Here is a 14,642-nt window from a genome sequence, read left to right on the forward strand (position 1 = left end):
AGTGGCCGAACAGGCAGGACTCGACGGTCACGGGCCGACCACCTCGACGTCCTCCTCGGTGACCTGGCCGTCGACGATGCGGAAGCTGCGGAACTCGACGTCGTCGCCGGCCAGCCCGGTCTGCGCACCGTGCTCGCGGGTGGAGACCAGCACGTAGTGCGCCTCGGGCTCGGAGGCGTAGCTGATGTCGGTGCGCGAGGGGCGGGCCTCGGTGGCGGTGTGCGAGTGGTAGATGACGACGGGGACCTCGTCGCGGTCGTCCATCTCCCGGTACAGCTTCAGCAGGTCGCCGCTGTCGAACTCGTAGAACGTCGGCGAGCGCGCCGCGTTGAGCATCGGGATGTGCCGCTCGGGGCGGTCGGAGCCCTCGGGGCCGGCCACGACGCCACAGGCCTCGTCCGGGTGGTCCGTCCGGGCGTGGGCCACGATGGCGTCGTAGGTCGCGCGGTCGATGCGCAGCACGCCGGCCATCCTAGGCCGACGGCCCCGGCCGGGCTCCCGGCCCCCCGCTCCGGGGTGACCGACAGGGGAACGGACTGTGCCGTGCGGGTGGCCGACCGCTAACGTCCACGTCCGTGGTGATCGAGGTGCTGATGGTGGTCGGGGTGGTGCTCGTCCCCCTGCCGGCGCTGGTCCTCGGCAGCATGCGGCTGCTGCACCGCAGCGGGCGGGCGACCGACGAGCGCAGCGACCGGATCGAGCTGGTCCTGGTGGTGCTCGGGCGGCTGGTCGGCCTGCTCCTGCTGGCCGCGCTCTCCGCGGTCACCCTGGTGGCCTGCATCGGTGCGATCGCCCAGGACGTGCAGGTGCACAGCCTGGTCTACGTCTTTTTCGTCGCCGACCTGCTCGTGGCGCTGCTGGTGCTGGCTACCGTCGGCCGCCTGACCCGGCCACCAGCGCGTCGACGAGGGAACCCTGCACGGCGGTGAGCCAGTAGTAGACCGCCAGCTGCTGCTCCTCCTCGCCGCCGGCGTCCTCCGGCGGCTCGGTGTCGGCGGTGATCCCCAGCCGGGTGCCCAGCGCGAGGCGCAGGTCGTTGGTGGTGCGCAGCCAGGCGCGGGCCTGCTCGGCGTCCAGCCGGACCTCCCCGCCGTCCGGTGGCAGGGTGGCACGGACGGTGGCCAGGTCGTCGGCCTTGCCGGCGCGCAGGGCCGTCTCGGTGAGGTCCCGGTAGTCCGCGGCGATCTCCGGGTCGTCGACGTTGCCCGGCGGGAGCAGCCGCTCGACCACCGGGTCGCCGCCGGTGTCGGCACGGTCGGCCGCCAGCAGCTGCTCCAGCTGGTCCAGCAGCAGCGTGACGATGCCGGCCTCGGCGTCGACCAGCCGGGCCACGACCTCGTCCCCCTTGCGACGGAAGGGCTTCATGCGTCCCGCTGGTAGGTCGCCCACAGCCCGTAGGCGTGCAGTCGGTTGGTGTCGTGCTCCATCCGCTCCCGCGGGCCGGAGCTGACGATCGCCTTGCCCTCGTGGTGCACCTGCAGCATCAGCTCCGTCGCCGTCGCCTCGTCGTAGCCGAAGAGCTCCTGGAGCACGAAGGTCACGTAGGTCATCAGGTTGACCGGGTCGTCCCAGACGATCGTTACCCAGGGGCGGTCGACCTCGGCCACGGTCTCCGCCGTGGCCCCGGGGACCCGTTCAGGAGCGAGCGGTCCGGCCACGACGCCACTCTAGGACGATGCCGCTGCCGGACGACGCCGGGGAGCGCCCCGGGCCCCCGGCACCTATCGTGCCTGTCCATGCCGCCGCCCCCGGAGCTGAGCCCTGCGCTGCTCACCGACCGCTACGAGCTCACGATGCTGGCCGCCGCCCTGGCCGACGGCACGGCCCAGCGCGACTGCGTGTTCGAGGTGTTCGCCCGCCGGCTGCCGCACGGACGGCGGTACGGCGTGGTCGCGGGCACCGGCCGGCTGCTGGAGATGCTGGCCGGCTTCCGGTTCGGCGACGCCGAGCTGGCGGCGGTCCGCGCCCAGGGGGTCGACGACCCGCGGCTGCTGGCCTGGCTGGCCGACTTCCGGTTCACCGGGGACATCGACGGCTACGCCGAGGGTGACCTGTACTTCCCCGGCTCCCCGGTGCTCACCGTGCGGGCGCCGTTCGGCGAGGCGGTGCTCCTGGAGACGCTGGCGCTGTCGATCCTCAACCACGACAGCGCGATCGCCTCCGCCGGCGCCCGGATGGTCGGCGCGGCGTGCGGGCGGCCCTGCATCGAGATGGGCTCCCGGCGCACCCACGAGGAGGCCGCGGTCGCGGCCGCCCGGGCCGCCGCGCTGGTCGGCTTCGCCGCGACGTCGAACCTCGCCGCCGGCGCCCGCTACGGCATCCCCACCACCGGCACCAGCGCCCACGCGTTCACCCTGCTGCACGACGACGAGGCCGCCGCGTTCCGCGCGCAGCTGGACGCCCTCGGCGTCGGCACCACCCTCCTGGTCGACACCTACGACGTCGAGCAGGGCATCCGCACGGCCATCGACGTGGCCGGACCCGGGCTGGGCGCCGTCCGGCTGGACTCCGGCGACCTCACGGTGCAGGCCACCCGAGCCCGGGCGCTGCTGGACTCCCTGGGCGCGACGGAGACGAAGGTGATCGTCACCAGCGACCTGGACGAGTACGCGATCGCCGCGCTCGCGGCCGCCCCGGTCGACGGGTACGGCGTGGGCACCTCGCTGGTGACCGGGTCGGGCTCCCCCACCGTCGGGATGGTCTACAAGCTCGTGGAGCGGGACGGCGTCCCGGTGGCGAAGAACTCCGAGGGGAAGCGGTCGGTGGGTGGCCGCAAGCACGCCGTCCGCCGGCACGACGCCGACGGGACGGCGACCGCCGAGGTGGTCAGCGCAGGCCCGGTCACCCCCCGCGACGGCGACCGCGACCTGCTGGTGCCGCTGGTGCGGCGGGGCGAGCTGGTCGACCACCGCTCCCCCGCCGAGGCGCTGGCCGCGGCCCGCGACCGGCACCGTGCGCTGCGCGAGACCCTGCCGACCGAGGCCCTCTCGCTGATGCGCGGTGAGCCGGCGGTCGACACCGTCACCGACTGAAGAAGGACCACCGTGCCCCCCACCACTCGCAGGCTCGTGGCGGGCCCCTGCACGGTGGCCGCTCCATCACGTCGCCAGGGCAGGATGGGGGGATGACACGAGCTCTGGTCGTCGTGGACGTGCAGAACGACTTCTGCGAGGGCGGCAGCCTCGCGGTCAGCGGTGGGCAGGCGGTCGCGCAGGCGGTGAGCGTGCACATGGCGCAGGCCGGTTACGCGCACGTCGTCGCCACCCGCGACCACCACGTCGACCCGGGGAACCACTTCGCCGAGCAGCCGGACTTCCTGGAGACCTGGCCGCCGCACTGCGTGGTCGGCACCCCCGGCGTCGAGCTGCACCCCCGGCTGGACCGCCGGCCGATCGAGGCGGTGTTCGACAAGGGCGAGTACGCCGCGGCCTACTCGGGCTTCGAGGGCACCAGCGACGGCGCGGGACTGGCCGACTGGCTGCGGGCGCACGACGTCGACGAGGTGGACGTGGTCGGCATCGCCACCGACCACTGCGTGCGGGCCACCGCGCTGGACGCCGTCGCCGCCGGGTTCCGCACCCGCGTGCTGCTCGACCTGACCGCCGGCGTCTCGCCGGCCAGTACCGAGGCCGCCCTCGAGCAGCTGCGCACCGCCGGCGTCCACCTCGAGGGTGAGGTCCACCGCCCCGCCTGAGCCAGGCACCCGACGTGACCACGACGAACGCGACCACCGGTACGGACCACTGCGGCAACGCCGCATCCGGATCCCGGTCGCGGGGCCGGAGGCTCCCGACCAGGATGCGGGCAACGGCTCAGCGCACCAGGGGCACGCCCCCTGGCCGCGGTGTCGTCCGGTAGGACGACAGATCACACCGCGTCCAGCACCTCGTCGCGGGTGAAGCCGAGCACCTGGAGCACGGCGTCCAGGTAGGGCTGGTTGAGCGCGGCGTGCGCCTGCTCGCGGACGAACGGCTTGGCGTTGAAGGCGATGCCCAGGCCGGCGGCGTTGAGCATGTCCAGGTCGTTCGCGCCGTCGCCGACGGCGACGGTCTGCTCCAGTGGGATGCCGTGCTCGGCGGCGAACCGGGCCAGCGCCCGCGCCTTCCCCGCCCGGTCGACGACCTCGCCGACCAGCCCGCCGGTGAGCCGGCCGTCGGCGACCTCGAGGGTGTTGGCGGCGGCGAAGTCCAGCCCGAGGGACTCGGCCAGCGGGTCGGTGATCTGGCTGAAGCCACCGCTGACGATCCCGCAGCGGAAACCGAGCCGTTGCAGCGTGCGGATGAGCGTGCGCGCGCCGGGGGTGAGCACGAGGTGCTCGCGCACCTCGTCGAGCACGCCGGCCGGCAGCCCGGCCAGCACGGCCACCCGGGCCCGGAGGGACTGCTCGAAGTCCAGTTCGCCGTTCATCGCGGCGGCGGTGATCCGGGCGACCTCGGCAGCACGGCCGGCGCGGGCCGCGAGCTCGTCGATGACCTCGCCGCGGACCAGCGTGGAGTCGACGTCGAGCACGATCAGCCGCTTGCTGCGGCGGGCCAGCCCGATCCGCTCGACGGCGACGTCGGTGCCGGTCTCGGCGGCCACGGTGGCCAGCGCGGTGCGCAGTTCGGTCGGCTCGCCACCGGAGACGGTCAGCTCGAAGCTGGTCACCGGGTAGTCAGACAGCCTGCGGATGGCCTCGATGTTGCCCCCGACGCCGGCGATGGCCCGGGCGGCGCCGGCGACGGCGGCCGGCGGCACCGGGCGGCCGAGCACGGTGACGTGGTGGCGGGCGGCCCGGGAGCCGGTGCCCGCGCCACCCGAGGGTTCGACGGTGATCTGCACCCCGGTCTGTGCCGCCACCCGGTCGGCCAGCGGGCGGATCCGGTCGGCCAGCTGGTGGGGGTCCGCAGCTCCGCCGGGAGCCCCGACGAACACGCCGAGCACGAGCTGGCCGTGCACCACGACCTGCTCGACGTCGACGACCTCGACCGGGGTGCCGAGCTCGGCCAGCGCGGCGAAGAGCGCGGCGGTGACCCCGGGGCGGTCCGCGCCGGTGACGGTCAGCAGCGCCCCGGGACGGGTGTCCGGGGAGGCCTCGGGCAGCACGGGGGCAGCGGCTCGGTCGGTCACGCGGTCATCGTGCCGGATGGTCCCCGCCGCGCTGCGTGGTCCCCCGGAACGCCGACGCCCCGCCGGCCCGAAGGCCGACGGGGCGTCGTCGTTCATGCGGTCTTTCCCGGCCCCGTCCAGAAGCTCGTCCCGAGCGTGCGAGGGATGAGGAGGACCGGGTCCTCCATCAGGTGAAGTCGGTGTCGCGCTCGCCCTCGCGCTTGCCGCCGGTGAGGCCCACGTTGCTGACCCCGGCGTACGGCTCGTGCCGCTTGCCGGCGTGCTTCTCGGTCTCGAGCTGCTCGATCAGGTGCGGGTAGTGCAGCTCGAACGCCGGGCGCTCCGAGCGGATCCGCGGGATCTCGACGAAGTTGTGCCGCGGAGGCGGGGACGAGGTGGCCCACTCCAGCGAGTTGCCGTGGCCCCAGGGGTCGTCGCGCAGCGCCAGCCGGCCGTGCTTCCACGACTTGACGACGTTGTAGACGAAGGGGATCACCGAGGCGCCGAGGATGAACGACCCGATCGTGGAGATCGTGTGCATCCAGGTGAAGGCGCCCCCGGCGTCGGTGCCCAGGTAGTCGGCGTAGCGGCGGGGCATGCCCGCGTTGCCCAGCCAGTGCTGGATGAGGAACGTGGCGTGGAAGCCGATGAAGGTCAGCCAGAAGTGCAGCTTGCCGACCCGCTCGTCCATCATCCGGCCGCACATCTTCGGGAACCAGAAGTACAGCCCCGCGTAGGCGGCGAACACGACGGTGCCGAAGACGACGTAGTGGAAGTGGGCGACGACGAAGTAGCTGTCGTTCACGTGCCAGTCCAGCGGCGGGCTGGCCAGCAGGACGCCGGTCAGACCACCGAGCAGGAAGGTGATCAGGAAGCCCATCGAGAACAGCATCGGCGTCTCGAAGGTGATCTGGCCCCGCCACATGGTGCCGATCCAGTTGAAGAACTTGATGCCGGTGGGGATGGCGATCAGGTACGTCAGGAAGGCGAAGAAGGGCAGCAGCACCGCGCCGGTGGCGAACATGTGGTGCGCCCACACCGCCAGCGACAGGGCGGTGATCCCGATCAGGGCGAAGATCATGCCCTTGTAGCCGAACAGCGGCTTCCGGCTGAAGACCGGGATGACCTCGCTGATGATCGAGAAGAACGGCAGCGCGATGATGTAGACCTCGGGGTGCCCGAAGAACCAGAACAGGTGCTGCCACAGCATCGGCCCGCCGTTCTCCGGCGTGTAGACCTGCGCCCCCAGGTGCCGGTCGGCCAGCAGCGCGAACAGCGCCGCGGTCAGGATCGGGAAGGCGAGCAGGATCAGGATGCTGGTGGTCAGCGCACCCCAGGTGAAGATCGACATCCGGAACATCGTCAGCCCCGGCGCGCGGAGGCAGACGATGGTGGCGATGAAGTTGACCCCACCGAGGATGGTGCCCAGACCGCTGACCGCGAGGCCGGTGATCCACAGGTCGCCACCGGCGCCCGGGCTGTGCACACCGGTCGACAGCGGGGTGTAGGCGTACCAGCCGAAGTCGGCGGCGCCACCCGGGGTGAGGAAGCCGGAGACGGCGAGCGTCGACCCGAACAGGAACAGCCAGTACGAGAAGGCGTTCAACCGCGGGAAGGCCACGTCGGGAGCGCCGAGTTGCAGCGGCATGATCAGGTTCGCGAAGGCGAAGAACATCGGCGTCGCGAAGAACAGCAGCATGATCGTGCCGTGCATCGTGACCAGCTGGTTGTACTGCTCGGGCGAGAGGAACTGCAGCTCGGGCCGGGCCAGCTCGCCACGCATCAGCAGCGCCATGAAGCCACCGACGAAGAACCAGATGAACGCCGTGACGGTGTACATCAGGCCGATGGTCTTGTGGTCGGTGGTGCGCAGCAGACCCAGGAGCCGCGACCCCTTCTCGGCCTCGTGGGCCGGACTGGGCCGGCTCACGATCGGGGCGGGTGCGATCGTCACGCTCGGAGCTTAGACGGTCGCATCGCGGCCGACGCGACCGGAGAGGCACTCGGTGCGGCGCGCCGCGGCGCCGTGCCCCGGGCCCGCTCGGCGGTGTCGATCACCCTCGCCACCGCCCCCCCATGGACCCGGTCGCGTTCCTGCTGGTCAGCAGCGCACCACTGAACTGCGCGGGGGTCACCCGACCGGGTGAACGGGCACCGGCACGACCGGCCCGCTGGTTTCACGCATCGACGCGACGGGCACTGATGATCTTGCGCTGGACAGCCCAGCGCACGACGGGGGGACCCGTCCTGCGTAGGAGGCTCATGTGGACGTTCTCTGGAACATCATCGTCTTGATCGTCATCGGCGCCGTCGCCGGCTTCATCGCCCGCGCGGTCATCCCGGGCAAGCAGTCGATGGGGCTCGTCGCCACCATCGCGCTGGGCATCATCGGCTCGCTGGTCGGCAACCTGCTCGGCAGCCTCATCTTCGACGGTGAGTTCGCACTGGGCACCGCGGGCTGGATCGGCTCCATCATCGGCGCCATCGTGGTGCTCGGCATCTACGTCGCCGCCACCAGCAAGAACCGCCGCGTCACCCGCTGACGCCCGCCCGCGACGACGCGGGCAGCACACCTCACGACGAGGGCCCGGCCACTGCGGCCGGGCCCTCGTCGCATGGAGGGCCCCGTCCTCCTCACCCCTGCCACGCTCGGGCCGGGCCGGGCCTCTCGACGGGGCCGTCACCCGGCCGTCCACGTGGTCACGTCGACGGCGACCGGCACCCGCACCGGCTCGGGCAGCGCGGCCACCCGCCGGGCGAGGTCCCCGGGTGCGAGGTGCCGCGCGTGCGGTCCCATCCCGACGAGCGTGCGGACCGCGGCGTGGTCGAGCAGCAGCTCCTGCCGGTACCGGGTCGTCGCGACAGGCTGCAGGTGCGGCTGGAGCGACGCCACCAGCCGGTCGGCCTTCGCCGGATCGACGGTGAGCAGGCCCAGCGGCCCGACCAGTGACGCCAGGTGCTCGGCGGCGGGGGTGACCACGACCAGCCGGCCACCGGGGCGGAGCACCCGCGCCGTCTCGGCACCGTTGCGCGGGGCGAAGACCACCAGCACCCGGTCGACGGCCGCATCGCGCACCGGCCACCGTGACCAGCTGTCGGCCACGACCGCCAGTGCCCGGGGGTGTGCGCGGGCTGCCCGGCGGGCGGCGTACCGGGAGGCGTCCAGCACCACGCCGACGGCGTCGGGGGCCCGCGCCAGCACGCCGGCCAAGTGCGCCCCGGTGCCACCACCGGCGTCGAGCAGAGTGCGCACGGGTGGTCCGGTCAGGGCCGCGTCCGCGAGCGCCGAGGTGATGCCGGCGTAGTGGCCGGCGGCGAGGAAACCGGCCCGGTCGGCCACCATCTCCGCCGAGTCGCCGGAGTGGGGCGATCCGCCGGCCGGCAGCAGGGTGACGTGCCCCTGTCGGGCCCGGTCGAACGCGTGGCCCCGCCCGCAGCGCAACCCGGCCGACTCCTCCCGCAGCGGGTCGCCGCAGACCGGGCAGGCCAGCAGCGCCACCGCCGCAGGGGGGAGCGGCGGCGGGGTCACGCCGGGGTCCGCGGCGGGAGCCGGTGGAGCACCACGTCGGTGAGCCGGCCGGCCTCGGCGAGCCCGGTCAGGTAGGTGGCGTACGGCTGGCGCCGGCGGTCGGTGGGCGAACCGGGGTTCAGCAGGCGCAGGCCGGTGTCCGCGGTGGTGTCCCAAGGGATGTGGCTGTGGCCGAACACGAGCACGTCGGCGTCGGGGAAACGCTCGGCGCAGCGGCGCTCGCGGCCCTTCGCGTCGCCGGTCTCGTGCACGACGGCGACGCGGACACCCGCCAGCTCCACCCGGGCGACCTCCGGCAGCCGCTCGCGCAGCACGCCGTGGTCGTTGTTGCCGTACACCCCCACCAGCCGGCGGCTGCGCCGCTCCAGCTCGTCCAGCAGGGCGACGTCCACCCAGTCACCGGCGTGCACCACGACGTCGGCCGCCTCGATCGCCGCCCACAGGGAATGGGGCAGATCACGTGCGCGCTTCGGGACGTGGGTGTCAGAGATGAACACCACGGAAACCGCCACGACTGCATCGTCGCAGCCCGCTACCTTCCCACCGGCCGACGCATCGGCCGACCGGCACGAACGATTGAGGAACGACGACGTGAGCGACCCCTCCCCCACCTCCGCGGACGTGGGGATCACCCCGCACTCCGAGCCCTACCCGAAGCGGTGGCTCGCCCTCGCAGTCGTCGCGGTGACCGTCCTGATGGTCATCCTCGACGCGACGATCGTGAACATCGCCCTGCCCGCGGTCTCCACCGACCTGGACATCAGCCCGGCGTCCCAGCAGTGGATCGTCACCGCCTACACCCTGACCTTCGGCGGCTTCCTGCTGCTGGGCGGCCGGATCGCCGACTTCTGGGGCCGCAAGCGCACCTACCTGGTCGGCGCAGCCGGCTTCGCGGTCGCCTCCGCCCTGGGCGGCTTCGCGCCCAACGAGGAGCTGCTGTTCGCCGCCCGCGCCCTGCAGGGTGCCTTCGGCGCCCTGCTCGCGCCTGCGTCCCTGGCGCTGATCACGGTGCTGTTCACCGACGCCAAGGAGCGCGCCAAGGCCTTCGCCGTCTACGGCGCGATCGCCGGCGGCGGCTCGGCCGTCGGGCTGCTGCTCGGCGGGGTGCTCACCGAGTACGCCGACTGGCGCTGGTGCTTCTGGGTGAACGTGCCGGTGGCGATCATCGCCATCGTCGCGGCGATCCCGGTGGTCCCGGAGAGCAAGGCCCCCGGTGAGACCAGCTACGACACCCCGGGCGCCGTGCTGATCACCCTGGGCCTGGCCTCCTTCGTGTACGGCTTCACCCGGGTGGCGGAGGCCGCCCAGACGAACGCCGACGTCGGCAGCACCGAGAGCGGCTGGACCAACGGACCGGCGCTGACGTTCATCGCCGTGGGCGTGGTGCTCGTCGCCGCGTTCGTCGTCCTGGAGCTGCGGGTGCGCAACCCGCTGCTGCCCATGCGGCTGGTGCTGGACCGGAACCGCGGTGGCGCCTACCTCACCTCCACCCTCGTCGGGGCCGGGCTCATCGGCGCGTTCTTCTTCCTGAGCCTGTACTTCCAGCAGGTGCTGGACTACACGCCGGTCGCGGCGGGCTTCGCCTCGCTGCCGACCACGCTGGGCGTGCTCATCTCCGCGGGCGCGGCCAGCGGGCTGGTGCCGAAGTTGGGTCCGAAGCCCCTCATGGTCGCCGGCGGGCTGCTGGCCGCCGCCGGGCTGTTCACCATGTCCTTCCTGGACGTGGACACCTCGTTCTGGGCGCTGGCCTTCCCCGGCCAGCTGCTGCTGGGCCTGGGCCTGGGCTTCACCTTCGTGCCGCTGTCCAACCTGGCGCTGATCGGCGCCGGGGAGCACGACGCCGGTGCGGCCAGCGCGCTGCTGAACGCCACGCAGCAGGTGGGCGCCTCGATCGGCACCGCGCTGCTCGCGACGCTGTCGGTGGGTGCGATCACCCGGGCGGTCACCGACGCGGCCACCGCCGGGCAGGACCCGACCGACCCGGCCGTCGGCCTGACCGCACAGGTCGAGGGCTACACCACGGCGTTCACCTGGGCCTCGGTGCTGCTGGTCATCGGTGCGCTGGTCTCCGCGGTGCTGATCAAGGCCACCAAGGAGGACCTGCCCACCGGGCCGGAGGCGATCGTCCACGCCGGCTGATCCCACCGGACCGAACGCGACGGCGCCCGTCTCCCTGAGGAGGCGGGCGCCGTCGTCATTCGTGGACGGGCGCCTCGTGGTCGGAGTGCCCGGCACCCTCCAGCTGGAAGGTGCAGTGCTCGAGGTCGAAGTGGTCGCCCAGGCAGGCGCACAGGGCGTCGAGCACCCGGCCACCGTGGCCCTCGGCGAGCACGTCGTCGGTGACGACGACGTGGGCGGAGAGCACCGGCAGACCGGAGGTGATCGTCCAGGCGTGCAGGTCGTGCACCTCCAGCACGCCGGGCACGCCCAGCACGTGGGTGCGGACCTCGTCGAGGTCGACTCCCCGCGGGGCCGCCTCGAGCAGCACGTCCAGCGCCTCCCGCAGCAGCGACCAGGCACGCGGCAGCACGAGCGCGCCGACGGCGAAGGAGGCGACGACGTCCGCGCCGGTCCAGCCGGTGGTCCAGATGACGACGCCGGCGACGATGACCGCGACCGACCCGAGTGCGTCGCCCAGCACCTCCAGGTAGGCGCCGCGGGTGTTCAGCGACTCCCCCTGACCGCGGCGCAGCAGGGCGAGCGAGCCGAGGTTGACCGCCAGCCCGACGAGCGCGACGCCCAGCATCCAGCCCGAGTGGATCTCCGGTGGGTTGCCGATCCGGCGCACCGCCTCGACGACGACGTAGCCACCGACGAGCAGCAGCAACAGGCCGTTGCCGACCGCGGCCAGCACCTCGAGCCGCTGCAACCCGAAGGTGCGCCGGCCACGGGCCGGCCGCTGCGCAAGAGTGACGGCCGCGAGCGCCATGCCGATGCCGAGCGCATCGGTGGCCATGTGAGCGGCGTCGGCCAGCAGGGCCAGCGAGCCGGAGATGAGGGCGCCGACGACCTCGACGACGAAGACGCTGCCGGTGAACGCCAGCACCAGCACCAGCCGGCCGCGGTGCGCCGCCGACACGGTGCCCGACGTGTGCCCGTGGGCGTGCCCATGGCTGTGCCCGTGCCCCATCAACGTCCTCCCGACCGACCGAACTGCCTCACATGCACCATCCCGCATGTAAGGCGTTCGCGCCAGCACCGGAGGACCCTGCCGAGCGGCCAGGGGCGAGGGGGCCGCTGCTCAGATGTCGACGCCGTGGCCCCGCAGCCAGGGCAGCGGGTCGACCTTCTCCCCGTCCAGCCCTCCGCGGTGCACCTCGAAGTGCAGGTGCGGCCCGGTCGACTGACCGGTGTTGCCGAGCAGGGCGATGGTGTCGCCGGCCCGGACGGTCTGCCCCTCGGCGACCAGGATCTCCTGCATGTGGCCGTAGACGGTGACGTCGCCGTCGGGGTGCTGGATGTAGACCGCCAGGCCGTACCCGCTGGCCGGCCCGGCCTGCAGCACCACGCCGTCCATGACGGCGTACTCGGGGGTGCCGAGCGGCGCGGCGAAGTCGACCCCGGCGTGCAGCGTGCCCCACCGGTAGCCGAAACCGCTGGTCAGCCGCGCACCCTGCACGGGCAGCACGGCCTTGGGGCGAGCCGCCTCGGCTGCCGCGGCCGCGGCGGCTGCGGCGGCCTCCGCGGCGACCCGGTCCGCCTCGGCCTGCGCCCGGGCAGCGGCGACCTGGGCGTCCTCGCGCTCGGCGCGGGTGGCGACCATGTCCCGCAGCCGGGAGGTGGCGGCCTCGCCGCTCAGCGTGGGGCGATCGGAGGCCTCGAGCCCGAGCTCCTCCGCCACGCTCACCGGCTCGGCGACCGCGGCGGCCTGGGCGGTCGGGTCGGCCGCCGCGGTGAGGCCGAGACCGGCGGCGCCGACCAGCGCTGCGGCCAGGTACAGCGAGGGGCGCCGGGCCAGCTCCGGCAGGCGTCGGGGCCGCCAACCGGCGGCAACGGCGTCGGTCACGACCGAGGCGACCTCGTGCGCCGCCAGGTGCGATCCGGGCCGGCCGGCCACCGCGTCGGCGAACTGCTCCGCGGCCCGGTCGTCGGCAACCTCCGCCGTCACCGGCAGCGGCCAGGCGCCGAACCCGGCCGCACCGGCCTCCACCGGCGACGGCCGGCGGGCGGACGACACCGGGAGCGGCCAGTCGGCGGCCACCGAGGCCGCGGAGATCTCGAGCCCGGGGCCCAGGGCCACCAGCTCGAGAGAGGCCGGGACGGGAGGTGCGGCAGCGGTGCGGACGAGCCGGAGGACGGGCGCCTCCAGGAACGCCTCGGGGCTCACGGTCGTCGGGCCGGCGGTGGAGCTGCCGGCGGCGCCGATGCGGCTGCGGCGCATCGTCCCGTCGTCGTCGAGCCGGGCGAGGTCGTGCGGGTCCAAAGCACCAGTCTTCCGTCGGGGGCAGGGCAGCGCCCCGCCCGACGGAGGACCCGACTGGCGAGGCGCGGCGCCCATGTAAACACGCCGTGACCGGTTCGTGATGTGCGCGACGGGGTACGCACACGCGGTCAAGTGGTCAGCGTCACAACAAAGCCTGCCAAATGTGCACCCTCCGTGACGTCAGGACTGCTGGCGGGTCATGAGTCGAACGCGCCGTCACGGGTAGGTGCGAGGGACATCACGGCCCTCGACCGGGTCCCGACGCGTTCGCGGCCGGTCCAGCGGCCCCCCGAGCCCGAGGAGTGCACGCATGCGCGCAGTGACCTGGCACGGCCGGGACGACGTCCGGGTGGACACCGTCCCCGACCCCACCATCAGCGAGCCCACCGACGTCATCGTGGAGATCACCTCCAGCGGGATCTGCGGTTCGGACCTCCACCTGATCGAGGTCATGGCCCCGTTCATGACGGTCGGCGACGTCCTGGGCCACGAGCCGATGGGGGTCGTGCGCGAGGTCGGTCCCGGGGTCACCGAGCTGAAGGCCGGTGACCGGGTCGTCGTTCCGTTCAACATCTCCTGCGGCACCTGCTGGATGTGCTCCCAGGGCCTGCAGAGCCAGTGCGAGACCACGCAGAACCGCGAGCAGGGCTTCGGCGCCTCGCTGTTCGGCTACACCAAGCTCTACGGCCAGGTGCCCGGCGGGCAGGCCGAGTACCTGCGGGTCCCCTTCGGCAACACGCTGCCCATCAAGGTGCCCGATGGCCCGGCCGACGACCGCTTCGTCTACCTCTCCGACGTGCTGCCCACCGCCTGGCAGGCCGTGCAGTACGCCGGCGTCGTGCCGGGCGGGTCGGTGCTGGTGCTGGGCCTGGGCCCGATCGGTGACATGGCGACCCGGATCGCCAAGCACCTGGGCGCCGCCGCGGTGTACGCCGTCGACTCGGTGCCCGAGCGGCTGGCCCGGGCCCGGGCCAACGGGATCGACGTGCTGGACTCCACCGACCAGGGCGACGTGGTGGCCTGGGTGCGGGACAAGACCGACGGGCGGGGTCCGGACGCGGTCATCGACGCCGTCGGCATGGAGGCGCACGGCTCGCCGGGTGCCCGGCTCGCGCAGAAGGCCAGCGCCCTGGTGCCCGACGCGATCATGGAGAAGGTCATGCAGGTCGCCGGCGCCGACCGGCTGGCTGCGCTGAACACCGCGATCGAGGCGGTCCGCCGGGGCGGCACCATCTCCATCTCCGGCGTCTACGGCGGGGCCACCGACCCGCTGCCGCTGATGCGCATCTTCGACAAGCAGCTCCAGCTGCGCATGGGGCAGGCCAACGTGTGGCGCTGGGTGCCCGACATCCTGCCGCTGCTCACCGACGCGGACCCGCTGGGCGTGGACACCTTCGCCACCCACCACGTACCGCTGGAGCAGGCACCGCAGGCCTACGAGACCTTCCGCCAGAAGCAGGACGGCGCGGTCAAGGTGCTGCTCACCCCCTGACCCTGCGCGACGGCTCCGGGGGGGGGGGGGGGGGGGGGGGGGGGGGGGGGGGGGGGGGGGGGGGCGGGGGGGGGGGGGGGGGGGGGGGGGGGGGGGGGGGGGGGGGGGTG

The 14,642-nt window shown here is 73.4% G+C and carries 15 protein-coding genes; 6 read left to right on the top strand and 9 right to left on the bottom strand.

Translation table 11 applies throughout. The features are described from left to right. Positions 1-27: 27 nt before the first annotated feature. Positions 28-462, bottom strand: a complete 435-nt coding sequence (locus tag ACI79Y_RS17580) for a Mov34/MPN/PAD-1 family protein (RefSeq protein ID WP_457159730.1) — start codon at positions 460-462, stop codon at positions 28-30. Positions 463-575: 113 nt separating this feature from the next. Between ACI79Y_RS17580 and ACI79Y_RS17585 the strand changes: the two genes are divergently transcribed. Next, positions 576-929, top strand: coding sequence for a hypothetical protein (locus ACI79Y_RS17585; protein ID WP_457082143.1), 354 nt, complete (start codon positions 576-578; stop codon positions 927-929). Here ACI79Y_RS17585 and ACI79Y_RS17590 read toward each other — a convergent pair. Then, complete coding sequence (locus tag ACI79Y_RS17590) at positions 868-1,365, bottom strand: DUF2017 family protein (protein ID WP_457159731.1); 498 nt, start codon at positions 1,363-1,365, stop codon at positions 868-870. The genes ACI79Y_RS17585 and ACI79Y_RS17590 overlap by 62 nt on opposite strands. Continuing rightward, positions 1,362-1,658, bottom strand: a complete 297-nt coding sequence (gene clpS, locus ACI79Y_RS17595) for an ATP-dependent Clp protease adapter ClpS (RefSeq protein ID WP_457082138.1) — start codon at positions 1,656-1,658, stop codon at positions 1,362-1,364. Before clpS ends, ACI79Y_RS17590 begins: the two co-directional genes overlap by 4 nt. Before the next feature lie 78 nt (positions 1,659-1,736). On the opposite strand from clpS, the gene ACI79Y_RS17600 reads away from it, so the two are divergent. Further along, positions 1,737-3,032, top strand: a complete 1,296-nt coding sequence (locus ACI79Y_RS17600; RefSeq protein WP_457159732.1) for a nicotinate phosphoribosyltransferase — start codon at positions 1,737-1,739, stop codon at positions 3,030-3,032. A 92-nt stretch (positions 3,033-3,124) separates the two neighbouring features. After that, positions 3,125-3,694, top strand: a complete 570-nt coding sequence (locus ACI79Y_RS17605) for a nicotinamidase (protein WP_457159733.1) — start codon at positions 3,125-3,127, stop codon at positions 3,692-3,694. 173 nt (positions 3,695-3,867) lie between these two features. On the opposite strand, the gene serB is transcribed toward ACI79Y_RS17605, so the two are convergent. Further along, positions 3,868-5,109, bottom strand: a complete 1,242-nt coding sequence (gene serB / locus ACI79Y_RS17610; protein ID WP_457159734.1) for a phosphoserine phosphatase SerB — start codon at positions 5,107-5,109, stop codon at positions 3,868-3,870. Between the two features lie 166 nt (positions 5,110-5,275). After that, complete coding sequence (gene ctaD / locus ACI79Y_RS17615) at positions 5,276-7,042, bottom strand: aa3-type cytochrome oxidase subunit I (protein ID WP_457159735.1); 1,767 nt, start codon at positions 7,040-7,042, stop codon at positions 5,276-5,278. A gap of 310 nt (positions 7,043-7,352) precedes the next feature. Between ctaD and ACI79Y_RS17620 the strand changes: the two genes are divergently transcribed. Beyond that, positions 7,353-7,631, top strand: coding sequence for a GlsB/YeaQ/YmgE family stress response membrane protein (locus tag ACI79Y_RS17620; RefSeq protein ID WP_457159736.1), 279 nt, complete (start codon positions 7,353-7,355; stop codon positions 7,629-7,631). Between the two features lie 137 nt (positions 7,632-7,768). On the opposite strand, the gene ACI79Y_RS17625 is transcribed toward ACI79Y_RS17620, so the two are convergent. Next, positions 7,769-8,587, bottom strand: a complete 819-nt coding sequence (locus ACI79Y_RS17625; RefSeq protein ID WP_457159742.1) for a putative RNA methyltransferase — start codon at positions 8,585-8,587, stop codon at positions 7,769-7,771. Between the two features lie 26 nt (positions 8,588-8,613). After that, positions 8,614-9,129 carry a metallophosphoesterase family protein gene (locus ACI79Y_RS17630; protein WP_457159737.1) on the bottom strand — a complete coding sequence of 172 codons (516 nt, stop codon included), beginning with the start codon at positions 9,127-9,129 and terminating at the stop codon, positions 8,614-8,616. A gap of 79 nt (positions 9,130-9,208) precedes the next feature. Between ACI79Y_RS17630 and ACI79Y_RS17635 the strand changes: the two genes are divergently transcribed. Continuing rightward, positions 9,209-10,756 carry an MFS transporter gene (locus tag ACI79Y_RS17635; RefSeq protein WP_457159738.1) on the top strand — a complete coding sequence of 516 codons (1,548 nt, stop codon included), beginning with the start codon at positions 9,209-9,211 and terminating at the stop codon, positions 10,754-10,756. A 55-nt stretch (positions 10,757-10,811) separates the two neighbouring features. On the opposite strand, the gene ACI79Y_RS17640 is transcribed toward ACI79Y_RS17635, so the two are convergent. Beyond that, positions 10,812-11,696, bottom strand: coding sequence for a cation diffusion facilitator family transporter (locus tag ACI79Y_RS17640; RefSeq protein ID WP_457159739.1), 885 nt, complete (start codon positions 11,694-11,696; stop codon positions 10,812-10,814). Positions 11,697-11,858: 162 nt separating this feature from the next. Then, complete coding sequence (locus ACI79Y_RS17645) at positions 11,859-13,040, bottom strand: M23 family metallopeptidase (protein ID WP_457159740.1); 1,182 nt, start codon at positions 13,038-13,040, stop codon at positions 11,859-11,861. 310 nt (positions 13,041-13,350) lie between these two features. On the opposite strand from ACI79Y_RS17645, the gene ACI79Y_RS17650 reads away from it, so the two are divergent. Then, positions 13,351-14,532, top strand: coding sequence for a zinc-dependent alcohol dehydrogenase (locus ACI79Y_RS17650; RefSeq protein ID WP_457159741.1), 1,182 nt, complete (start codon positions 13,351-13,353; stop codon positions 14,530-14,532). The last annotated feature ends 110 nt before the right edge of the window (positions 14,533-14,642 follow it).

The sequence above is a fragment of the Modestobacter sp. SYSU DS0875 genome, from assembly GCF_054050915.1.